The sequence below is a fragment of the Saccharopolyspora sp. NPDC045839 genome, assembly GCF_056431645.1.
The window spans coordinates 1-21,556 of the sequence record NZ_JBWKKH010000033.1 but is presented as its reverse complement, the minus strand read 5'-3'; the positions used below and the strand labels follow the sequence as shown (position 1 = coordinate 21,556).

The 21,556-nt window shown below is 70.0% G+C and carries 19 protein-coding genes; 11 read left to right on the top strand and 8 right to left on the bottom strand.

Annotated features, from left to right (window positions below; genetic code table 11):
* Positions 1 to 114 precede the first annotated feature (114 nt).
* Positions 115 to 2,973 carry a DEAD/DEAH box helicase gene (locus tag AC07EQ_RS33775; RefSeq protein ID WP_478391882.1) on the bottom strand — a complete coding sequence of 953 codons (2,859 nt, stop codon included), beginning with the start codon at positions 2,971 to 2,973 and terminating at the stop codon, positions 115 to 117.
* A gap of 624 nt (positions 2,974 to 3,597) precedes the next feature.
* On the opposite strand from AC07EQ_RS33775, the gene AC07EQ_RS33770 reads away from it, so the two are divergent.
* Positions 3,598 to 3,723: a CGNR zinc finger domain-containing protein gene (locus tag AC07EQ_RS33770; RefSeq protein ID WP_478391881.1), complete on the top strand. Its 126-nt coding sequence runs from the start codon at positions 3,598 to 3,600 to the stop codon at positions 3,721 to 3,723.
* A gap of 124 nt (positions 3,724 to 3,847) precedes the next feature.
* Positions 3,848 to 5,425, top strand: coding sequence for a hypothetical protein (locus tag AC07EQ_RS33765; RefSeq protein WP_478391880.1), 1,578 nt, complete (start codon positions 3,848 to 3,850; stop codon positions 5,423 to 5,425).
* Between the two features lie 397 nt (positions 5,426 to 5,822).
* Here the strand turns inward: AC07EQ_RS33765 and AC07EQ_RS33760 are convergent, their stop codons facing one another.
* From AC07EQ_RS33760 to pruA, 3 genes are all read right to left on the bottom strand, one after another.
* The gene (locus tag AC07EQ_RS33760; RefSeq protein ID WP_478391879.1) at positions 5,823 to 6,470 is read right to left on the bottom strand and encodes a Pr6Pr family membrane protein; all 648 of its coding nucleotides are present in this window, start codon (positions 6,468 to 6,470) and stop codon (positions 5,823 to 5,825) included.
* A gap of 139 nt (positions 6,471 to 6,609) precedes the next feature.
* Entirely contained in the window at positions 6,610 to 7,539 is a 930-nt protein-coding gene (locus tag AC07EQ_RS33755; RefSeq protein ID WP_478391878.1) for a proline dehydrogenase family protein, read from the bottom strand.
* Positions 7,540 to 7,706: 167 nt separating this feature from the next.
* The gene (gene pruA, locus AC07EQ_RS33750; protein WP_478391877.1) at positions 7,707 to 9,335 is read right to left on the bottom strand and encodes an L-glutamate gamma-semialdehyde dehydrogenase; all 1,629 of its coding nucleotides are present in this window, start codon (positions 9,333 to 9,335) and stop codon (positions 7,707 to 7,709) included.
* Between the two features lie 205 nt (positions 9,336 to 9,540).
* Here pruA and AC07EQ_RS33745 point away from each other — a divergent pair, with 205 nt between their 5' ends.
* Entirely contained in the window at positions 9,541 to 11,151 is a 1,611-nt protein-coding gene (locus AC07EQ_RS33745) for a PucR family transcriptional regulator (protein WP_478391950.1), read from the top strand.
* A 75-nt stretch (positions 11,152 to 11,226) separates the two neighbouring features.
* Here the strand turns inward: AC07EQ_RS33745 and AC07EQ_RS33740 are convergent, their stop codons facing one another.
* The gene (locus AC07EQ_RS33740) at positions 11,227 to 11,541 is read right to left on the bottom strand and encodes a hypothetical protein (RefSeq protein ID WP_478391876.1); all 315 of its coding nucleotides are present in this window, start codon (positions 11,539 to 11,541) and stop codon (positions 11,227 to 11,229) included.
* Between the two features lie 146 nt (positions 11,542 to 11,687).
* Here AC07EQ_RS33740 and AC07EQ_RS33735 point away from each other — a divergent pair, with 146 nt between their 5' ends.
* The 4 genes from AC07EQ_RS33735 to AC07EQ_RS33720 all read left to right on the top strand — a co-directional run bounded on the left by AC07EQ_RS33735 (position 11,688) and on the right by AC07EQ_RS33720 (position 14,059).
* Positions 11,688 to 12,560, top strand: a complete 873-nt coding sequence (locus AC07EQ_RS33735) for a helix-turn-helix domain-containing protein (RefSeq protein WP_478391875.1) — start codon at positions 11,688 to 11,690, stop codon at positions 12,558 to 12,560.
* A gap of 3 nt (positions 12,561 to 12,563) precedes the next feature.
* Positions 12,564 to 12,845: a DUF397 domain-containing protein gene (locus AC07EQ_RS33730; RefSeq protein ID WP_478391874.1), complete on the top strand. Its 282-nt coding sequence runs from the start codon at positions 12,564 to 12,566 to the stop codon at positions 12,843 to 12,845.
* Positions 12,846 to 12,950: 105 nt separating this feature from the next.
* The gene (locus tag AC07EQ_RS33725) at positions 12,951 to 13,454 is read left to right on the top strand and encodes an MmyB family transcriptional regulator (RefSeq protein WP_478391873.1); all 504 of its coding nucleotides are present in this window, start codon (positions 12,951 to 12,953) and stop codon (positions 13,452 to 13,454) included.
* Between the two features lie 47 nt (positions 13,455 to 13,501).
* Positions 13,502 to 14,059 carry a DM13 domain-containing protein gene (locus AC07EQ_RS33720; protein ID WP_478391872.1) on the top strand — a complete coding sequence of 186 codons (558 nt, stop codon included), beginning with the start codon at positions 13,502 to 13,504 and terminating at the stop codon, positions 14,057 to 14,059.
* Positions 14,060 to 14,119: 60 nt separating this feature from the next.
* Here the strand turns inward: AC07EQ_RS33720 and coaA are convergent, their stop codons facing one another.
* The 3 genes from coaA to AC07EQ_RS33705 form a co-directional block, all read right to left on the bottom strand.
* Positions 14,120 to 15,052 (bottom strand): type I pantothenate kinase, encoded by a 933-nt coding sequence (coaA, locus tag AC07EQ_RS33715; RefSeq protein WP_478391871.1) that lies wholly within the window; start codon positions 15,050 to 15,052, stop codon positions 14,120 to 14,122.
* Between the two features lie 149 nt (positions 15,053 to 15,201).
* Entirely contained in the window at positions 15,202 to 15,324 is a 123-nt protein-coding gene (locus AC07EQ_RS33710; RefSeq protein WP_268951823.1) for a hypothetical protein, read from the bottom strand.
* Between the two features lie 40 nt (positions 15,325 to 15,364).
* Positions 15,365 to 16,816, bottom strand: a complete 1,452-nt coding sequence (locus tag AC07EQ_RS33705) for an amino acid permease (protein ID WP_478391870.1) — start codon at positions 16,814 to 16,816, stop codon at positions 15,365 to 15,367.
* Between the two features lie 338 nt (positions 16,817 to 17,154).
* On the opposite strand from AC07EQ_RS33705, the gene AC07EQ_RS33700 reads away from it, so the two are divergent.
* The 4 genes from AC07EQ_RS33700 (at position 17,155) to AC07EQ_RS33685 (ending at position 21,428) form a co-directional block, all read left to right on the top strand.
* Positions 17,155 to 17,607: a universal stress protein gene (locus AC07EQ_RS33700; protein WP_478391869.1), complete on the top strand. Its 453-nt coding sequence runs from the start codon at positions 17,155 to 17,157 to the stop codon at positions 17,605 to 17,607.
* A gap of 7 nt (positions 17,608 to 17,614) precedes the next feature.
* A complete protein-coding gene (locus AC07EQ_RS33695) occupies positions 17,615 to 18,565 on the top strand; it encodes an adenylate/guanylate cyclase domain-containing protein (protein ID WP_478391868.1) in 951 nt (316 codons plus the stop codon).
* Positions 18,566 to 18,799: 234 nt separating this feature from the next.
* Positions 18,800 to 20,179, top strand: a complete 1,380-nt coding sequence (locus AC07EQ_RS33690; protein WP_478391867.1) for an FAD-binding oxidoreductase — start codon at positions 18,800 to 18,802, stop codon at positions 20,177 to 20,179.
* 19 nt (positions 20,180 to 20,198) lie between these two features.
* A complete protein-coding gene (locus AC07EQ_RS33685) occupies positions 20,199 to 21,428 on the top strand; it encodes a class I SAM-dependent methyltransferase (protein ID WP_478391866.1) in 1,230 nt (409 codons plus the stop codon).
* Positions 21,429 to 21,556 lie beyond the last annotated feature (128 nt).

Genomic DNA, 21,556 nt, shown 5'->3' with positions numbered 1-21,556 from the left:
GTTTGCGTCACGGTCCCTGGGGTGCGGTTGAGGAGGACTGAGGTCGACACAGGGCCGCTCATGAGCCCTCCGTATCTTGCGGTCGGATCTCATGAACGGGGAAGCCGTTTTCGCTCATGAGTCCTCCGCGGACAGTTCGACGAGTTCGCGCAGCGCGTCGTCGGTCAGTTCGGCCAGCCACGCCTCGCCGCTGCCGATCACCGCGTCGGCCAGGGCGCGCTTCTGCTCCAGCAGGTCGGCGATCCGCTCTTCGAGCGTCCCGTGCGCGACCAGCTTGTGGACGTGCACGCGGCGGGACTGGCCGATCCGGTGCGCGCGGTCGGTCGCCTGGTCCTCCACCGCCGGATTCCACCACCGGTCGTAGTGCACGACGTGCGTCGCGCGGGTCAGGTTCAGGCCGGTGCCGCCCGCCTTCAGGCTGATGATCAGCAGTGGCGGGGCGGTGTCGTCGTGCTGGAAGGCGTCCACCATCGCCTGCCGCCGCGCCGTCGAGACGCCGCCGTGCAGGAACGGCACCGCGGGCAGGCCCAACTCGGCGGCCAGGTGCTCGGCGAGCAGCTCGCCCATCACCCGGTACTGGGTGAACACCAGCGCCCGGTCGTCGGCCGCCACCACCTCGGCCAGCATCTCGGTGGCGCGGGTGAGCTTCCCGGAGCGACCCGGGAGCGGCCCGGTCTCGCCGAGGAAGTGCGCGGGGTGGTTGCAGATCTGCTTGAGCGCTGTCAGCAGCTTGAGGATGCGCCCGCGTCGCCCGATGCCGGCGCCCAGGCCGTCGTCGAAGGTTTCCCGCACCGTCTTCCGGTACAGCGCGGCCTGCTCGTCGGTCAGCGTGCAGGTGACCACCGACTCGACCTTCGGCGGCAGGTCGGTGGCGACCTCGGTCTTGAGGCGGCGCAGCAGGAACGGCGCGACGACCGAACGCAGCCGCCGCGCGGCGTCGGCGTCCTGCCAGCGCTCGACCGGCACCGCGAACCGCTCCTTGAAGCGGGGAAAACCGCCCAGCAGGCCGGGATTCGCGAAGTTCATGATCGACCACAGCTCGGCGAGCCGGTTCTCCACCGGCGTGCCGGTCAGCGCCACCCGGGCGCCCGCGCGCAGCCGGCGGGCGGCCTGTGCGGTCTGCCCGGCGTGGTTCTTGATCTGCTGCGCCTCGTCCAGCACAACGACCTCCCAGTCCACTTCGGACAGGAGTGCGGCGTCGGTGCGCAGCAGGGGATAGGTGGTGATCACGACGGAGCCGGGAGTGAACGCCTCCGGCGTGATGGGTCGCCGCGGGCCGTGGTGGCGCACGACCGGCAGCTTCGGGGCGAATCGGTTGAGCTCGCGCTGCCAGTTGTCGACCACCGACGTCGGGCACACCACCAGCTGCGGCCGCGCGCCGGCGCGGGCGGCCAGCAGCGTGATGGTCTGCAGCGTCTTGCCGAGTCCCATGTCGTCGGCGAGCACCGCGCCGAATCCCAGCTCGGCCATGCTCTGCAGCCAGGCCGCGCCGCGCTGCTGGTAGCCGCGCAGCGTCGCGTCGATGCCGGTCAGCCGTGGTTCCCGGGACGGCTCGCCGAGCCGCTCGACCAGCGTCCGCAGCCGCCCGCCGGCGGACACCTCGACCTCGCCGAGCTCGGTGGCCCGGCGCCCCTCCAGAACCGCCGCCAGCGCTTCGGAATCCGACAGCGTGTGCGTTTTCCCAAGCACGGCGCGGACGTTCTTCGCCTCGTGCGCGTCGACGCGCACCCAGCGGCCGCGCCAGCGCACCAGCGGGCGGCCCGCCGCGATCAGCTCGTCGAGCTCGTCCGCCGTCAACGCCTGGTCGCCGATGGCGGCCTCCCAGCGGAACCGTGCCGAATCCGGGGAGTGGAGGCGCGCCCGCAGGCGGCGCACCCCGGTGAGATCGGTCGGCACGTCTACGGCGATGCCCGCGGCGGTCAGCTCGGCCTCGCCGGTGGCCAGGAACTTCGCCGCCTGCGAGATGTTCAGCAGGGCTTCGGTCGGGCGCTGCTCGGACAGCGCCGCGTCCAGCGGCGGGAAGACCCGGGCCGCCTCGGCCAGCCCGCGCACCAGCGAATCCTGCGGGGCGCCGATGGAGCCGCCCGGCAACCGGAGCGTCGCGGAGCCCGCCGACCAGGCCCGCGCGGCCGGCACCGACACCGTCCGGTCGGCGGCGGCCTGGAGGTGGAAGCTCAGCGCCCACGGCGCGCCGTCGTCGGCGGGCACCTCCAGGCGCAGGCGGAGCCGGCCACCGAGCGGACCGGCCGGGCCCGCCGGAAGCGGCCGGGCCCAGGCCAGAACCTCGGACCTGGCCTGCTCGTCGAGCCGCACCGCCGGATCCGGGCCGGTCAGCGCGGTGACCCACCTGCCTCCCCAGGAGCCGTTCCCGGCGATCGCGGCGCTCCGCGCGCACGCGTCCGCGACGGCGTCGCCGAAGGCGACGAGGAGTTCCGCCGCGGTCCAGAGCGCGTCGCCGCGGCGCAGCGCGTGCGCGGCCGGGGGCAGGGCCTCGGCGAGCGCGGCGAGCCGGTCGTCGTGCGGATTGGCCAGGCGCCAGCAGGCGATGTCGTCGCGCACCTCGGGCACGAGGTGCCCGGCGGCGACGTGCTCCAGGGCCAGTTTCGCCGCGACGCTCCAGGCGATCAGCGAGTCGCCGGGGCGGTGCCAGCCCGGCCACCGGTCCGGGCTCGGCAGCGCCGCCAGCGGCGCGAGCGCGTCGCCGACCGGGATCAGCACGGCGGGCACGTCGGCTGCCCCGACCCCGCGTCCGGACGGCAGGACGGTCGGCAGTTCCCCTTGCGCACCAAGGGGAAAGCCGAGTTCGGCCGCCGCCGTGGACGGGTCGTCGGTGCCCCACAGGGCGAGCTGCCCGGCGGACGGCAGCGGGCCGTGGGGCCGGAAGGTCGCCTGCAGCCGCGCCGGGATGCCGGTTCTTCTGGTGCTTGCCGGAGCGGTAATGGGTGTCCTCCGTTCAGGCCGGTCGGCGGGCACAGTTGTCCCCCGACCGCGATGCCATGATTTCCCGCTGCCGACGAACGGTACACAAAAATCGTTGTGCTGCCCAGAAATCCAGTTCAGCGAGCTATTTGACAAATGCCGTGGATTCTGGCCGAAGGCCGACTTGACAAATCGCCGAGGATGCCATCCAAGGCGCCACTGACCTGCGGTTCCGCCACTGCACCTGCTCCGTGAAAAAAGCAATTCCGAATAGTCCTCCGCGGCTCCCGAACGGTGCCGTGAGCGTTTTGTGTCGCTATACCACCCCAAAACGCTCACGGCCGCAGAGCTGCGGAAACCGAGGGCCGGCCGAAGAAGTCGAGCAGTGCCGCCGCGGTTTCCCGCGGCTCGTCCTCGATCAGGTGCGCGCTCCGCCAAGAGGTCCGGGCCGTCATCGAAGCCGACGAGGACCGGCTCGTCGAAGGTGCGACGGCACTGGTCGCGCGCGCCGCCACCGGCCCGTCGCTGCACCGCGACGACGGCGGCCGGTGGCAGTGGCACGTCGCGACCGCGCCGCACGCGTCGCTGGCCGACGAGCTGGCGGTCCTCGTGGGAACCGGGCTGCTCGGCGCTCTGCGCGCGCTGGGGCACGACCGGTTCCGGGACTGCGCTTAGCCGGTGTGCAACGGGGTTTTCGTCGACACCAGCCGGGCGGGCCGCCGCCGCTACTGCATGCCCGAGCTGTGCGGCAACCGCCTCAACGTCGCCAACCACCGGGCCCGCCGCCAAGCCGCCAAGTCCTAGTCGGGTGGTCGGCGGTGCGGGCGATCGGCCGTTCGCGATCACCCGATCGGACGAGTAGTGGTTGTTAGTATGCCTGCGGCCTGGGCGCTGCCCGGCGGTTTCTCCCGCTACACCCGGAGGTTCGATGGCCCAGTCGACCGGAGACGGCCCGAAGCGCGTCGCGATCATCGGCAGCAGCGGCGGAAACCTGCACAGCCATGGCGGCGACGACCCGGCCCGGCTGCTGGCCGACATCGCGCGGCAGCTGGACGCCGCGGGCATCGAGCTGGCCGCGGTGCAGTTCGTCGCCGCCCAGTCGTCGATGGACCGCGCCTCGGACGACACCGCGGCGACCCTGTGGACGCTGGAACCCGGTGGGCCCGCGCCGGCCTTGCAGGGCTCGCTGGCCGAGGTCAACGAGGCGGCCGCGGGGCACGACGAGCGCCTCGCGCAATCGCTGCGCTCCGGTGAGATCGACGGCTTGATCCTGGTCAGCGCGGACCCGTCGGGCGCCAACGGCCAGGCGGTCACCGCGGCTGCGGAGGTCCGCGCCCCGGCCAGCGGGACCGGCGGCACCTCGCTGGCCACCGCGCAGGCCCTCGGCGTCGACCTGGTCGCCGGCTCCGGCACCACCGGCACGACCAGTGCCACCCGCGCGGTGTCCTACGTGTCCGGGCTCGCCCGCCGCTGGGGCCTGAAGTACCGGCCGGTCATCGGCAGTGGACCGTCCACTGTGGCCGAAGGAAGCCCGTGGCGGCGGATCAGCATCCGCGGGATCATGGTCGGCAGCATCCCGGCGTTCATCGCGATGGCCCTGGTGCTGGCGATCAGCAAGATCCCCGGTCTTGACTTCCTGTCACCGGTCTTCGACACGCTCATGGAAGGGCTGCCGATCGTCGTGGCGGCCGTCGCCGCCCGCCGCGTCTCCGGGCTCGGCGAGGTCGGGCTGGTCGCCGGTGCGGTGGCCGGGATCCTGTCGGCGCAGGGCGGCATCCTCGGCGGCCTGGTGGGCGGCGTGCTCGCCGGTGTGCTGGCGTCGTACCTGCTCACCTGGACGCTGGCGCGCCGGTTCCCGGCGACGACGGCGAACATCGTCACCGGCGGTCTCGCCGGGTTGCTCGGCGGGCTCGTCGTCCACTTCGCGCTCGCACCGCTGACCAGCGCGATCGGCGACGGTGTCAAGGCCGGCATCGAGGCGCTGGTGGAGTTCAACCCGCTGCTGGCCGGTGCGGTGGCTGGGCTGGTGATGTGGCCGGCGATCATCGGCGGCGTCTACCACGCGGTGATCCTGCCGCTCGTGCTGGTCGAAATGGGGGAGAAGGGGCACAGCTTCTTCGGCGCCATCGACATGGTGGGCCTGGTGATGGTCAGCCTCGGGATCACGCTGGCGAACGTGGTGCTGCCGCGCAGCAGCGGCGAGCGCGCGCTGGCGGCCTCGGGCGCGGCGGTCAACTTCGGCTTCGGCACCTTCGTGGAGGCGGCCTACCCGTTCCTGTTCGCCGACAAGCGGGTCTTCGCGGGCGCGTTGCTGAGCGCGGCGGCGGGCGGCGCGCTGGTGGGCTGGACGGGCTCGGAAGCGACGGCCTACCTGCCGGCGTTCGTGCCGCCGTTCATCGCGACGAACAAGCTCGGCATGGCCCTGGCGATGCTGGTGGCGTGCGCGTGCGCCTTCGCGGTGACGGCCCTGGCGAACCTCCACCACCGCCGGAAGCAGCGCGCCTGACCAGATGATCCGCAGTTTCATCGAGGTTTTTCCAACCTCAATTTGCGTGGCGGTGCGGGTAGCGGAACCTCAGAGGTTCCCTGGCTGTGGGTGCCCCTCCTGATGTATGTCCAATACACGGCGGAGGGGCCGTCCTCGCCGGGAGAACCCCGGAGGGGTGGGCACGGTGAACCCGCGGCGGTGCCAGTTGCGGGGGTGGGCTATGCGCCTGCGGCGCATGCGGCATCCATCGAAGTGCGGCTTTGCGTCCCGCGGCTGCGGGCCGACCAGGATGGAGAACGCTCAATCGAAACTGCGGACACCCCCGGCCGAGGCCCAGTTTCAATTGAAACTGTGGAATCTCCCGGGAGGCACGTTTCCGGTGGGGTGTGCGGTTTCAATTGAAACCGCGCGAAGGTCACGCCGCGACGCGTGGCAGGGCAGGGGCTGCGACCGCGGGCGCGTTGCGGGGGAGCGCCCGGTCGACGGCCACCATCGCCAGGCCGAGGAGCCAGAACGCTCCGCCGTAGATCACCACGTTGAGCGCCATCCCGTCGTAGCCGAGGGCGTTGACGTCCAGGAACGGGTACGGGTACCGGTCCAGCAGCGCGCCCCGGATCAGGGCGAAGGCCAGGTAGCCGAACGGGTAGGCGAGCCAGCGCAGCGCGTCGGCCCAGCGGAACCGGCGGTGCTCGTCGAACAGCAGCCAGTCGACCGCCGCCGCGATCGGGGTGACCAGGTGCACGAGCTGGTTGCCCAGTTCCCAGGTGCCGGACAGCGCCGCGGTCATCTGGAACGGCTGCCCGGCCAGCACCAGGTTGTAGACCAGCCCGGTGATCGCGATGTAGAGCGTCGTGCCGCCCTTGAGCCACTTCGGCGGGTGTCCCGCTCCGCACGCCGTCGCCACCGCGGCCCAGGCGAACACGACGGCCACCACGACGTTGCTCTGGATGGTGAAGTACACCAGGGAGCCGGTGAAGCTGCCGTCCTTCGTGCTCAGGTAGATCCCGACGGCGGCCGCGAGCGCCACGGCGATCCGGAAGAGCGTTGCGGCCGGCCTGCGCATGTTGTCCCACCCAGAAACGCGAAGAATCTTTCAAGATTCAGATTAACGAGGCGAACCGGGCGTGCCGACGTGATCTGCGGCGCATGGGAAACGGCCCGGCCCGAAAGGGAATCGGGCCGGGCCGTTCGGGGGCGCCGGATCAGTTCTGGGAGATCAGCGAACGCAGGAAGAAGACCAGGTTGGCCGGGCGCTCGGCGAGGCGGCGCATGAAGTAGCCGTACCACTCGTCGCCGTAGGCCACGTACACCCGCAGCTTGTTGCCCTCCGCGGCGATCCGCTTCTGCTCCTCGGCCCGGATGCCGTACAGCATCTGGAACTCGTAGCTGTCCGCGCTGCGCCCGGACCGCGCGGCCAGGTCGGCGGCGATCGCGACCATCCGCGGGTCGTGGCTGGCCACCATCGGGTAGCCCTCGCCCGCCATCAGGATCTTCAGGCAGCGGACGTACGAGCGGTCCACCTCGGACTTGCCCTGGTAGGCCACCGAGGCCGGCTCGGAGTAGGCGCCCTTGCACAGCCGGACCCGGGAGCCCTCGCCGGCCAGGTCGCGGCAGTCCTGCTCGGTGCGGTGCAGGTACGCCTGCAGCACCGCGCCGACCCACGGGAAGTCCACCCGCAGGTCGCGGAGGATGCCCAGCGTCGAGTCGGTGGTGGTGTGGTCCTCCATGTCGAGGGTCACCGTGGTGCCGGCGGCGGCCGCGGCCTCGCAGATCAGCCGCGCGTTGTCCAGGGCGATCTTCTCGCCGTCGGTGGGCAGGAACTGCCCGACCGCGGAGAGCTTCACCGAGACCTCGGCCCGGTCGGCCAGGCCCTCGGCGGCGAGCACCTCCAGCATCTGCTGGTAGGCGCGGACGGTGTCGGTGGCCTGCTGCGCATCGAGGGTGTCTTCGCCGAGGTGGTCGAGCGTGACGTACATGTTCTGGTCACGCAGGGCTCGGGTGGCCCGGACCGCGTCCTCCGGCGTGGTGCCGGCCACGAACCGCTCGACGACCGGCTTGGTCAGCGGGTTGGCCTCCACGAGTCGGCGCACGCCCTGGGAACGGGCGGCGGCCAGCAGGGTGCTGCGCAGCATCGTGGTCTCCTTCTTTGCAGCTGTGCTCGGGGGTTTCGGGGATCTCCTGCCTTCCGCGTTGCCTGCAGTCGAAAGTGCGTGCCGCGGTTCGCCGAACGGGCGAAGGGTCCGGAGTGGGGAACTGCTCGGGGGTTCGGGGCGCCCTCGGCCGAGGGCGCCCCGAACGCTCAGCCCATGTGGGGGTAGGAGATACCGGTGGGGGCGTCCCAGGTTTCCTTGATCGCCCGCGGGCTGGTCCACCGCTGGATGTTCAGCAGCGAGCCGGCCTTGTCGTTGGTGCCGGAGGCGCGGCTGCCGCCGAAGGGCTGGCGGGAGACGATCGACCCGGTGGGCTTGTCGTTGACGTAGAAGTTGCCGGCCGCGCCGCGCAGCTTCTGGTGCGCCAGCTCGATGGCGCTGCGGTCGGTGGCGAACACCGCGCCGGTCAGCGCGTACGGGCTGGAGGCGTCGACGACGTCGAGGATCTCGGAGTACTTGGCGTCGTCGTAGACGTGCACGGCGATGATCGGCCCGAAGTACTCGGTGGTGAACACCTCGTCGGCCGGGTCGTCGCAGACCAGCACGGTGGGCTCGACGAAGTAGCCGACCGAGTCGTCGTAGCCGCCGCCGGCGAGGACCTCGATGGAGTCGCTCTTGGCCGCGCGGTCCAGGGCCGCCTTGTGCTTGGCGAAGGCGCGGGCGTCGATGACGGCGCCGCCGAAGTAGGAGAAGTCGGTGACGTCGCCGTAGCGGACGGAGCGGGTCAGGTCGGCCAGCTCGTCGCGCAGGCCGCCTTCCCAGATCGAGCGCGGGACGTAGGCGCGGGACGCCGCCGAGCACTTCTGGCCCTGGTACTCGAACGCGCCGCGGGTGAACGCCGTCGCCAGCGGGGTCGGGTTGGCCGACGGGTGCACGACGATGAAGTCCTTGCCGCCGGTCTCGCCGACGATGCGCGGGTAGCTGCCGTAGCTGTCGAGGTTGTCGCCGATGGTCCGCCACAGCTTCTTGAAGGTGGCGGTGGAGCCGGTGAAGTGCAGGCCGGCGAAGCCCGGGTCGGTCAGCGCGACCTCGCTGACGGCCTGGCCGTCACCGGTGACGAGGTTGATCACGCCCGCCGGGAGCCCGGCGGCCTCGAACAGCCGCATGGTGAAGTGCGCGGCGAACTGCTGCGAGGGGGTCGGCTTCCACACCACGGTGTTGCCCATCAGCGCGGGCGCGGTGGGCAGGTTGCCGGCGATGGCGGTGAAGTTGAACGGCGTGATCGCGGTGACGAAGCCGTCCAGCGGGCGGTAGTCCATGCGGTTCCACTCGCCGGGAACCGACCGCGGCTGCTCGGCGATGATCTGCCGCGCGTAGTGCACGTTGAACCGCAGGAAGTCGATGAACTCGCAGGCGGCGTCGATCTCGGCCTGCTGCACCGACTTGGACTGGCCCAGGATGGTGGCGGCGTTGATGGTGTCGCGCCACGGGCCGGCGAGCAGGTCGGCGACGCGCAGCAGCACGGCGGCGCGCTCGTCGAACGACGTCGCGGCCCACGCGGGGGCGGCGTCCTTGGCGGCCTGCACGGCGTCGGCGACGTCCTGGGTGGTGGCCTGCGCGGCGGTGCCCAGCACGTGCTGGTGGTCGTGCGGCTGGACCACGTCGAACTTGTCACCGCCACCGAGGCGCTGCACGCCACCGATGGTCTGGGTGAGCTCGATGCGCTCGGACTCCAGCTCCGCGACCCGCTTCTGCAACGACTCCCGCTCCGGCGAGCCGGGCGCGTAGCCCTTGACCGGCTCGTTGTAGGGCACCGGGACCGAAGTGATGGCGTCCATGGCCAATTTCGCCTCCTTGCGAGAGTCGCTGTCTGGGACAAGGGTCCTGTTACTTGGGAGATTAAGGTTTCGTTAGCGCCCCGGGCTTGTCCATTCGGCTATCGTTGTCAATATCGGATTGTCCGGTTGAACAAGTGGGGTTCGTGGGTTGGACGAGGTCGAAAACGCCCCGGCGGTGGACGCGGTGGGCGTCGCCGTGGTGGGGGTGCCATTGCGCCAACTCCTGATCGCCGTGGGCGAGCCGCTGGTCGACGTGCTCGCGGCGCCGCGCGGCTTCGAGGTCGAGGTGCGCGACGTCGTCATTGTCGACCCGGAGGAGGAGTCCGGCAGCGGGCGCAACGGCGACTTCGTGCTGGTCATCGGCGCACGGGGCCGGGCGGCCGCCCGGCTGGTGCGCGCGGCGGCGCGCGACGGCGCGGCGGCCGTGGCGGTGAAGGTCGACTCCGAATCCGACGCGCGAGCCCTGCGGGACACCGCGATCGACTGCCGGATCGCGCTGCTGGGCGTGCGGCCCGAGGTCCGCTGGGAGCGGCTGGAGTCCTTCGCGCGCTCGGCCGTCGACAACGCCCGCCTGACCACCGACGCGGACCTCGGGGAGGCGCTGGGCGACCTGTTCTCGCTGGCCCAGACGGTGGCGGCGATGACCGAGGGCATCGTCGCGATCGAGGACACCGCGAGCCGGGTGCTCGCCTACTCGCGCTCGGACGACGAGGTCGACGAGCTGCGCCGGCTGTCGATCCTGGGCAGGCAGGGGCCGGAGCCGTACCTGGCGATGCTCCGGGAGTGGGGCGTCTACCAGCGGCTGCGCGCCGGTGAGGACGTCGTGCGGATCGACGAGCGGCCCGACCTGGGCATCCGCCGCCGGATGGCGGTCGGCATCCACGCGGGCACCCAGCCGCTGGGCACGATCTGGGTGCAGGAGGGCAAGCGGCCGCTGTCGGAGCACTCCGAGCGGGCGCTGCTGGGCGCGGCGCGAGTGGCGGCGCTGCAGCTGATCCGGCAGCGCACCGAGGCCACCGCCGGGCCGCGGTTCCGGGAGAACCTGCTGACCGGGCTGCTCGACGGCCTCATCGACGCCCAGTCGGTGGCCGACAACATCGGCGCGGACCCGGCGAAGCCCGCGGTGGTCGTGGTGTTCACGCTGCGCCCGCCGGAGGCCAGCGCGGACCGCTCCGAACTGGAGCTGCAGCGCGCCGAGATGACCAGCCTGATCTCGGTGCACGCCTCGGCGTACCGCCGCAGCGCGCTGGTCACCACCATCGGCTCGCGGGTGTACGTGCTGCTGCCGGATCTGCCGGAACGCTCGGCGGTGGCGTCGGCGCTGAGCCTGACGCGGGAGATCGTGGCGGCGGCCAAGCAGCACCTGCGGGCGCGGGTGCAGGTGGGCGTGGGCTCGGCGGCGCGGACGCTGGACGAGGTGGCGGAGTCGCGCACCGAGGCGGACCGCATCCTCGACGCGATGACCCACGACCTGCGCGCGGAGATCGCGACGATCTCGGACGTCCGGGCGCAGGTGGTGATCAGCGAGATCCTGACGGTGCTGCAGGGCAACGAGCGCTTCCGCGACTCCCGCCTGGCGGCGCTGCACGAGCACGACGCGGAGCACGGCACCGATCTGGCCCGCTCGCTGCTGGCGTACCTGGAGGCGTTCGGCGACGTCCGGGGCGCCAGCGACGGCCTGCACGTGCACCCGAACACGCTGCGCTACCGGGTCCGCCGGGCCGGCGAGATCACGGGCATCGACCTCACCAACCCGACGGAACGCCTGAGCGCCCACCTCCAGCTGCTGCTGTCCCGCCGGGCCGCCCGCCGCTGAAGGCGCCGTTTTCGCGCGAAACCGTCGTTCGCCACGCCTGCGAAGCGCCGGTTTCGCGCGAAAACGCCGCAATCCTCACGACGTCTCGACGAGCTCGCCGACGCCGGACCACCACAGGTGGTGCTCGACGGGGTCGACATCGTTCAGCACGAGGTCGTGCATCTTGTCCTCGTCCGGCTCGCCCCGCTCGTCGACCGGGACGACGGCGGCGAAGTACACCCCGAACCGATGATCATCGCGCCGGAGCTTCGCCACGGCCCAGTCGTGCAGGCACGCACGCCACACCTCCGGTGCCTCGTCGCCGGGAAGCGGCTCGGCGAGCAGCAGCTTGTCGTAAGCGCCTATCGAGTCCGGGTTCACGACCTGGTACAGGGCAATCGCACAACGCATAACGCCTCCCCGAGACAGTGGTGACAGTTGCGAAAAGTAGTGTTGCGTGAGCCAAGAGTGACTATAGTCAATTTGACGCGTAGTGTTGACGGACACAAGTTCCCCGTTTGGGTGGTTGGTGATCGCTCGGACCTGGAAGGTGAGCAGTGAACGACTCCGAGTCTCGGGAACCGCAAACGATCAGCCCGACCGTCGGACGACGTTGGTTGGCACAGGAACTGAAGCGGCTGCGGGAGGCCGCTGGGCTCAAGCAGTCCGACGTCGCTAAGCGCCTGCGGTGCAATCCGGCGAAGATCGCGCACATCGAGAGCATGCGGAACGCGGTCAGTGGCCCGGACCTGGAAGTGATGCTGCCGTTCCTCGGCGTACTGCCGGAGCGCATCGGCTGGTACCTGCAACTCTCCGAGATCGCGAAGGAGAAGGGCTGGTGGGACGGCAACCGAGCCATCCCTGACTGGTTCTCCCTCTACATCGGACTTGAGTGGGGAGCCAGCGTGATTCGGCAGTGGGATATCGGGTTCATTCCCGGCTTGTTGCAGACCCGTTCATACGCGGAGTCGATGATCCATGGTGCCAACTTCATGGCTGAGGCCAAGCTGCTACGTCAGGTGGACGCTCGTCTGCAACGTCAAAGCGCGCTGCATCGAGACGCGGATGCATTGTCCTTGCACGCAATCGTCGATGAATCCGTGCTTCACCGGTCTTACCGTGACGGTTCCGTCTTGAAGGAACAGCTCCAGCACCTGATCGAGATGTGCGACCACCCTCAAGTCGCGCTCCAGGTGATGCCGTTCAGCGCGGGGCCGGGCAGAGGACATCTGGGGTCCTTCAAGTGGCTCGGATTTCCGCGGCCGAACGATCCCGGTGTCGTGTACGTGGAGAACCAACGCGGCGGCCTCTATCTGGAGGAGCCCGAGGAGATCGCGCAGTTCAACGAAGATTTCGGCTACTTGAGCGAGCAGGCACTGTCCGCGCATGATTCCAAGGGACTGCTGATCGATCTTTTGAGGGGTAGCTGACCGATGGCCGACTTCCACGTTCGTGATTCCACGGAGTTAGCTGGCACTTGGCGGAAGAGCAGTCGAAGCGGGCACGGTGGCGGCCAGTGCGTCGAGGTTGGCACGGTGTGGCGCAAGAGCAGCTACAGCGGGCCGAACGGCGGCGACTGCGTCGAGGTCGGTCTTGTGGATTCGGTGACCGGGGTGCGGGATTCGAAGGATCCGGAAGGTCCCGCGCTGTTGTTCGGCTCCGCCGCTTGGGCGGGCTTCCTCCGGCAGGCCAAGGCCGGGCGTCTCGATCACTGAGCCGCAGATCACCTGCTGCCACTCGTGAGTGATAATTCCGGTTCTTACCAGAAGAAACACTCGCGAGTGCGTTTGGCCTGGTGGGCGCGGTCAGGCGGCGAGACGTTGGCCTTGGATGTCGGTTTCCACGGCTTCGACGTAGCCCCGCAGCGGGTCGCGGACCGGCCCAACTGGGCGCGGCTGTTCTTCCTCGACCCGCACCTGCGCGAGCTGTTCGGCGACTGGGCGCGCAAGGCCAAGGACACCGCGGCCGACCTGCGGCTGATCGCGGGGCGCTACCCGGACGATCCGAAGCTGACCGAGCTGATCGGCGAACTGACGATGAACAGCCCGGAGTTCGCCGCGCTGTGGGCGGCCCACCCGGTCAGCGGCTGCGCCCACGACCGCAGATCGTACCACCATCCGCTGGTCGGAACGTTGACGCTCGGCACCGAACTGCTGCACATCCCCGACGACGAAGGCCAGCGGATCGCGGTGTTCAACGCGGAGCCCGGCTCGTCCTCGGAAGCGGCGCTGAAGCTCCTCGCCGACCTCACCTTCGCGAGCACCACCTCGCGCCCCGCCATTCCCACCGCTTCGACCGGTGGCCTCCCGGGCTCGGGGCCGTAAGGACTCGGTAAGGGACGAATCGGGCTTGGTGGCAGTAGCGTTCGGGCATGAGAACGACTCGTCGATCCTTGCTGCGGCATCCGGCCACCTGGGCCGTGGTGGTCGTGGTCGCCGTCGTGGTCGCGGTTGGGGCGTGGGCCTTCCAGCCGTGGCGGTTGTGGACCAGCCGCACAGTTGACGAGGCGCTGCCGCCCGCGGCGACGGTGGTCGTGCCGTCTCCGACGGCCCGGCCTGCGGAGTCGTCGGCTCCGCCGCCTGCGGGGCCGGTGGAACTGGCGGCCGGAGCGTTCGTCACGCAGGAGCACGAGACGACCGGGACGGCTCGGGTGTTGCGGCTCCCGGACGGAGCGCTGCTGCTGCGCTTGGATCAGCTCGGCACTTCCGACGGCCCGGACCTGCACGTGTGGCTGACCGATCAGGCCGCCGGCGGTGACTGGGGCAAGTACGACGACGGCCGCTACGTCGCGCTCGGCCCGTTGAAGGCCAACCGGGGCAATCAGAACTACGTGATCCCGGCCGACGCACAGGTCTCCGGTCTGAGCAGCGTCGTGATCTGGTGCGACCGCTTCAACGTCGCGTTCGGCTCCGCGCCGCTCGCGCTGTAACGGGCTGGGTGTCTGAGCACCTGCCGCCCGCACCGCTTCGCGGTATGAGCTCGGAGACCGTCAGAGCTTGCGGAGGCGGACCCGGTTGATCGAGTGGTCGACGTCCTTGCGCAGCACCAGGGTCGCGCGGGGGCGGGTCGGGAGGATGTTCTCCACGAGGTTCGGCTCGTTGATCGTGCGCCACAGGTGCTCGGCCTCGGCGCGGGCCTCCTCGTCGGAGAGCTCCGAGAAGTGGTGGAAGTGCGAGTCCGGGTTCGCGAACGCCGTGCTGCGCAGTGCCAGGAAGCGGTCGGTGTACCAGCGGGCGATGTGGTCGGTGTGCGCGTCGACGTAGATCGAGAAGTCGAACAGGTCCGACACCGCCAGGCTCGGGCCCGGCTGCAGCACGTTCAGGCCCTCGATGATCAGGATGTCCGGCTTGCGGACCACGTTCCGCTCGCCGGGCAGGATGTCGTAGGCGACGTGCGAGTAGACCGGCGCGGTGACCTCCGGGGCGCCGGACTTCACCTCGGTGACGAAGCGCAGCAGCGCCCGCCGGTCGTAGCTCTCCGGGAAGCCCTTGCGGTGCATCAGACCGCGGCGCACCAGTTCGGCCTTCGGGTACAGGAAGCCGTCGGTGGTGACCAGGTCGACCCGCGGGTGGTCGGGCCAGCGAGCCAGCAGCGTGCGCAGGATCCGCGCGGTGGTCGACTTGCCGACCGCGACGCTGCCCGCGATGCCGATCACGAACGGAACCTTCGTGCCGTTCGTCTCCTCGCCCAGGAACGTCGTGGTGGTCTCGTGCAGCCGCTGGCGGGCCGCCACCTGGAGGCTGATCAGCCGCGACAGCGGCAGGTAGACGTCGGCGACCTCGGCGAGGTCGACCGGCTCGCCGAGCCCGCGCAGGGCGACGAGCTCGTCCTCGGACAGCGGTAGGGGCAGGGAATCGCGCAGCTCCCGCCACTGCGCTCGGTGCAGCTCGACATACGGGCTCAGTTCGCGAACGCGCGTCACAAGTACCCCTCGGCATTGAGGCCCGGCAGGAACTCCAACGCCCCCGGGAACTTCCGGCGACGCCCGGAAAACCCTAGGACGCCGGAGCCCCGCCGCGCTGTGATCCAGTGCACGCTGAGACACAGCGAACACCCTTGATCGATCGCGACTCATTCCGCTTCGCGGACAACAACTTCCATTTCCGCAATTTCAATGGAAATCGGACCTTCGATTTCCATTGAAATTGCGCCGGAACGCCGGAACGCCGGACGACGCAGGGGGAGGGGCGTCATCCGGCGTTCCGGGTTCCGGTCGTGGACCGGGGTCAGCAGGTCACTTCGGCGGCTCGGTCGCGGTGACCTCGTTCAGCTTCGACTTGCGGTAGCCGTAGGCGAAGTAGATCGCCAGGCCGATGGCGAACCAGGCGGCGAACCGCAGCCAGGTCACCGGGTCGAGGAACGTGACCAGCCAGATCGAGAACACGATGCCGATGATCGGCACGATCGGCATGCCCGGGCACTTGAAGCCGCGCGGCAGGTCCGGCCGCTTGTAGCGGAGCACGATCACGGCGGCGCACACGATCACGAACGCCAGCAGGATGCCGATGTTGGTCAGCTCCGCGGCCTCGCCGATCGGCAGCAGGCCGGCGATCCCGGCCGAGGCGATGCCGATGAGCCAGGTGAAGCGGCTCGGCACCTGCTTCACCGGGTGGGTCTTGGAGAACCACTGCGGCAGCAGGCCGTCCCGGCTCATCGCGAAGCCCACGCGGGTCACGCCGAGCATGAAGGTGAACAGCACGGTGAGGATGCCCAGGATGGCGCCGACCGCGATGATCGCGCCGAGCACCGGCAGGCCGACGTCGGCGAAGGCGGTGGCGAACGCGCTCTCGCTGCTGATCTGCTGGTACGGGACCATGCCGGTGAGCACCAGGCAGGCCAGCACGTAGAGCACCATCGAGATGGCCAGCGAGTACATGATCGCCTTCGGCATGTGCCGCTGCGCGTCCTTGGACTCCTCGGCCGCCGTGCTCATCGCGTCGTAGCCGAACACCGCGAAGAACACCGTCGCCGCACCGGCGAACGCGCCGCTGATGCCGAACGGGAAGAACGGGTTGTAGTTGCCGGCGTTGATGTGGAAGGCGCCGACGACGATCACGACCAGCACCACGGCGACCTTGAGGTACACCAGCAGCGTCTCGAAGCGCGCCGCGCTCTTCATGCCCTGGTTGAGGATGAAGGCGATCAGCAGGCACAGCAGCGCCGCGAACAGGTTGATCTTGTAGCTGCCCGCCGCTACGCCGGCCTCCTCGGTGCCCGGCGCGCCCATCATCCACAGTGGTAGATCGATGTTCAGGAAGCCGAGCAGCTCGTTGAAGTACCCGGAGATGCCGATGGCGACCACCGCGACGATCGCGGTGTACTCCAGCAGCAGGTCCCAGCCGATCAGCCACCCGACGACCTCGCCGAGCACCGCGTAGCCGTAGGTGTAGGCCGAACCGGCCTTGGGGATCATGCCCGCGAACTCGGCGTAGGAGAACGCCGCGGCCGCGCTGGCGATGCCCGCGATCAGGAACGAGATCAGCACCGCAGGCCCGGCCTTCTCGTTGGCCACGGCGCCGGCCAGGGAGAAGATGCCGGCGCCGATGATGCCGCCGACACCGATCGCGGTGAGCTGCCACAGGCCCAGCGTTCGCTTGAGCCCGGTGTCACCGCCGTCCTCGATGATCGAGTCGATCGGCTTGCGGCGGAATATCCCTCGCCCGGGTTGGAGACTTGGTGTGGTCACGGCTTCTCCCGATGCATTTTGTTCTCGCGAAACGGTACGTACATGGCGTGATCCGGCCCGGTGGACGTCCCGCGCAACGTCGTCCGTGTCCTGCATCACCAATGGGTTTGCACGTTGCGGCGAAACCTACGCGTCGACGATGCGCAATCTGCTTGTGGGGTCGGATGAGAGTTTCCAGGCCGTTTTGGCCGACCGGACAAATTGGCCGGTGAGGGGTCGAAGCCTGCCTCACAGCCGGGCTTGATCGGTAGCGACCCGTGACCCGCGGGCATCGCGATCGTTAGTGTTCACGCCGGAGTCCACCCGAGGCCAGCCCCGCGGCGGAAGTGAGAGTTGTGATGTCCAGTTACCGAACCGTCGTCGTCGGGACCGACGGCTCGGCGCCCTCGTTGCGCGCGGTGGCCCGCGCCGCCGGGGTCGCCGGCGAATCGACGGCCCGGCTGGTGATCGTCTGCGCCTACTACCCGAGCAGCGCGCGGGAGGTGGAGGAGGCGAAGGACGCGCTCGGCGACGAGGCGTTCCAGGTGATCGGTTCGGCCCCGGCCGAGGACACCCTGCGCGAGGCGGTGGACGTCGCCCGCTCGGCGGGTGCGGCGGCGGTCGAGACGTTCGCCTCGGTCGGGGCGCCGGTGTCGGTGCTGCTGGCCGCCGCCGAGAAGGAGGCCGCCGACCTGCTGGTGGTGGGCAGCCGCGGGCTGAACACGTTGAAGGGGCGCATCCTCGGCTCGGTGCCGTCCGAGGTGTGCCGCCGGGCCGATTGCGATGTGCTCGTTGTCCGAACCGCGCGGTAGGCCGTCGATGCGCGGTCACGAGGTCGAGGAGACCATCCTCGGCGGGCCCGCGCGCTACACCAAGGACGAGGTCGCCGCGGCGGCCGGGGTGCCCGTGAGCCGCGCCGAGCAGCTGTGGCAGGCGATGGGCTTCGCGCACGTCGAAGACGACGCCGTGGTGTTCACCGACGCCGACGTCGCCGCGCTGCGCTCGCTGGTCGAGCTCGTCTCGGCGGAGGTGATCCCGCCGGAGCTGGAGTCGGCGGTGGCGCGGTCGCTGGCCCAGACCATGTCCAGGCTGGCGGAGTGGCAGGTCGGGATCTTCAAGTCGCTGCTGGGCGAGCAGTTCGCGGTGGACGTGGCGACCACCGCGCAGGTCGCCGACGTGATCCTGCCGGTGATGGAGCGGATGCAGGACTACGTGTGGCGGCGGCACCTGGCGGCCACCGCGGCGCGGGAGCTCGCCGAACGCGATCCCGGCGCCGACGAGCGGGTGCAGGTGATCGGCTTCGCCGACCTCGTCGGCTACACCCGGTTGATCCGGGACTTCACCGAGCTGGAGCTGGCCCGGCTGATCGACGGCTTCGAGTCGCTGGCCGGCGGCGTGGTCGCCGAGAACTACGGCCGGGTGGTCAAGACGGTCGGCGACGAGGTGCTGTTCGTGACCGACAACGCGGCGGAGGCCGCCGAGATCGCGCTGACGCTGAACGAGGAGATCGCCAAGACCGACCTGCTGCCGCCGCTGCGGATCGGGCTCGCGATGGGCCCGGTGCTCGCGCGCTTCGGCGACGTCTACGGGTCGACGGTGAACATCGCGAGCCGGCTCACCTCGGTCGCCCGCCCCGCTTCGGTGCTGGTCGACCGGGAGGTGGCGGCCGCCCTGCGGGGGCGTGCCGAATACCGGCTGATCTCGGTGGGGCCGACGAAGGTGCAGAGCTTCCGCGGCCTGCGGGCCTGGGCGCTGCGCCGATCGGAGTGACGCCACACGAACGGGTGCATTCGATGTGATCTAAATCCTGTTTCACTTGCATGCGACAAGCAAGTATGCCTGGTATAAGGCCGCTCGGCGTTGATCACCTGGCCTTTTGCGATCTCCGCCGGTCGGCGGCCTCGTTCCGGCCCGGTCGATTTGGCCTCTTTGTCCGCGTTGCGGTCGTGTTCGCGCCGCGTAAAGCGGGATGCCTGCGGGCTTGACCGGCAATAGAGTCGGGACATGGCCGATCGGGGAACAGTCGCGGCAGGAAGCCATTCCGACGAAGTATCCGCTCTGGTAGCGCAGTACGGCCGGTTGCCGGCCGGCGCGCCGGTGCGCCTGGCCAAACCGACCTCGAACCTGTTCCGCTTCCGCGCGCCGTCGCAGGGGCCGGGGCTGGACGTCGGGCGGTTCAACCGGGTGCTGGAAGTGGATTCCGCCGGGCGCACCGCGCAGGTGCAGGGCATGGCGACCTACGAGAGCATCGTCGACGCGCTGCTGCCGTCCGGGCACATGCCGTTCGTGGTGCCCCAGCTCAAGACGATCACGCTCGGCGGCGCGGTCGCCGGGCTGGGCATCGAGTCCACCTCCTTCCGCAACGGCCTCCCGCACGAATCGGTGCGGGAGATGGAGATCCTCACGGGATCCGGTGAGATCGTCCGGGCCCGCCCGGACAACGAGCACGCCGACCTGTTCCGCGGATTCCCCAATTCCTACGGCACGCTCGGCTACGCGCTGCGGCTGGAGATCGAGCTGGAGCAGGTCAAGCCGTACGTCCGGCTGCGGCACGTGCGCTTCGGCTCCGCGCAGGAGTGCGCCACCGCGATCGCCGAGATCTGCCGCGACCGCAGTTACGACGGGGAGCCCGTCGACTTCCTCGACGGCACCGTGTTCGGCGCCCGCGAGCAGTACCTGACGCTCGGGTCCTATGTGGACAAGGCGCCGTTCGTCAGCGACTACACCGGCCAGCAGGTCTACTACCGGTCCATCCAGCAGCGGCAGGTCGACTACCTGGGCATCCGCGAGTACCTGTGGCGCTGGGACACCGACTGGTTCTGGTGCTCCCGCGCGCTCGGCGCGCAGCACCCGCTCGTCCGCCGGTTCTGGCCGCGGCAGTACCGCCGCTCCGACGTGTACCGCCGGATCGTGGCCTGGGACCGCCGCCACGCGGTCACCGACCGGATCGCGACGCTGCGCGGCAAGGGGCTCAACGAGCCGGTGATCCAGGACGTGGAGATCCCGGTCGAGCGGCTGCCGGAGTTCCTGGAGTTCTTCCACCGCGACATCGGGATCGCCCCCGTCTGGTTGTGCCCGGTGCAGCTGCGCGATGGCAAGGGCTGGCCGCTGTACCCGATGGATCCCGACGCGCTGTACGTCAACGTCGGCTTCTGGGCCACGGTGCCGCTGCGGCGCGGCGAGGCGCCGGGCCGGTTCAACCGGGCCATCGAGCGCGCGGTGACCGAGCTCGACGGGCACAAGTCGCTGTACTCCGACTCCTACTTCGAGGAAGCGGAGTTCTGGCAGCTCTACAACCGCCCCGCATACCGGCAGCTGAAGGAGCGCTACGACCCGCAGGGCCGGCTTCCCGGCCTCTACGAGAAATGCGTGGGGAAAAAGTGAGCAGGAAGGAGATCCGCTGATGGGCTGGGCAGAGGTGTTCGCGCGCATCCTCGGAAGCGACCTCTCGGTGGAGATCCGCGCGTTCGACGGCAGCCGCGCCGGACGACCCGGGGCGGACGTGTGCGTGGAAATCCGTTCACCGCTTGCGCTTTCGCATCTCGCCGCCGCGCCGGGCGAGCTCGGCCTGGCGCGCGCCTACGTCACCGGGGCGATCGAGGTGCACGGTGACATGTACACCGCGCTGGCCGCGTTCCCGTCCGTCGCGCTCGACGACATCTCGCCGAGCCTGCGCCGCGAGCTGGCGGTGAAGCTCGTCGGGTACCGGCTGTGGTGGCCGGTGCGCCCGCCGGTGGTCGAGCACCGCCCGCGCGGCTGGCGGCACTCGAAGCGCCGGGACAGCACGTCGATCGCGTACCACTACGACGTGTCCAACCGGTTCTACGAATGGGTGCTGGGCCCGTCGATGGCCTACACCTGCGCCGTCTACCCCGAGCAGACGTCCACTTTGGAGGAAGCGCAGTTCGCCAAGCACGACCTGGTGGCTCGCAAGCTCGGCCTGCAGGAAGGCATGCGGCTGCTGGACGTCGGTTGCGGCTGGGGCGGCATGGTGATGCACGCGGCCGAGCACTACGGCGTGCGCGCGCTCGGCGTGACGCTGTCGCGGCAGCAGGCGCAGTGGGCGCAGAAGGCCATCGCCGAGCGCGGCCTGGCGGACCTCGCCGAGGTGCGCTACCTGGACTACCGCGACGTCGCCGAGACCGGCTTCGACGCGGTCAGCTCGATCGGGCTCACCGAGCACATCGGCCTGGCGCAGCTGCCGGGCTACTTCTCGCTGCTGGCGAGCAAGCTGCGTCCCGGCGGGCGGCTGCTCAACCACTGCATCACCCGGCCGGACGGCAGCCACGGCTCGCGGCCGGGCAAGTTCATCGGCCGCTACGTGTTCCCCGACGGCGAGCTGGAGCCGGTGGGCACGCTGGTGTCGGCGATGAACGACAACGGCTTCGAGGTGCGCCACGAGGAGAACCTCCGGGAGCACTACGCGCTGACGCTGGCCGGCTGGTGCAAGAACCTGGAGGAGCACTGGGACGAGGCGGTCGCGGAGGCCGGGCTCGACCGGGCGCGCGTGTGGCGGCTCTACATGGCCGCCTGCCGGCTGGGCTTCGAGCGCAACATCGTCCAGCTCCACCAGGTCCTCGGCGTCCGGCTGGACGACACCGACGCCCACTACCCGCTCCGCCCGGCCTGGTGAGCACCGTTTCTGCTGGTCAGGACCCCGTGCGTACTTAGGGGTCCTTGCAGAATGATCTTGTTGTGGCAAGGTGGTGGCTGGAGTTGATCACGTTTGCTTGTGGAGGAGCGTGGGATGGCTCAGCCGAA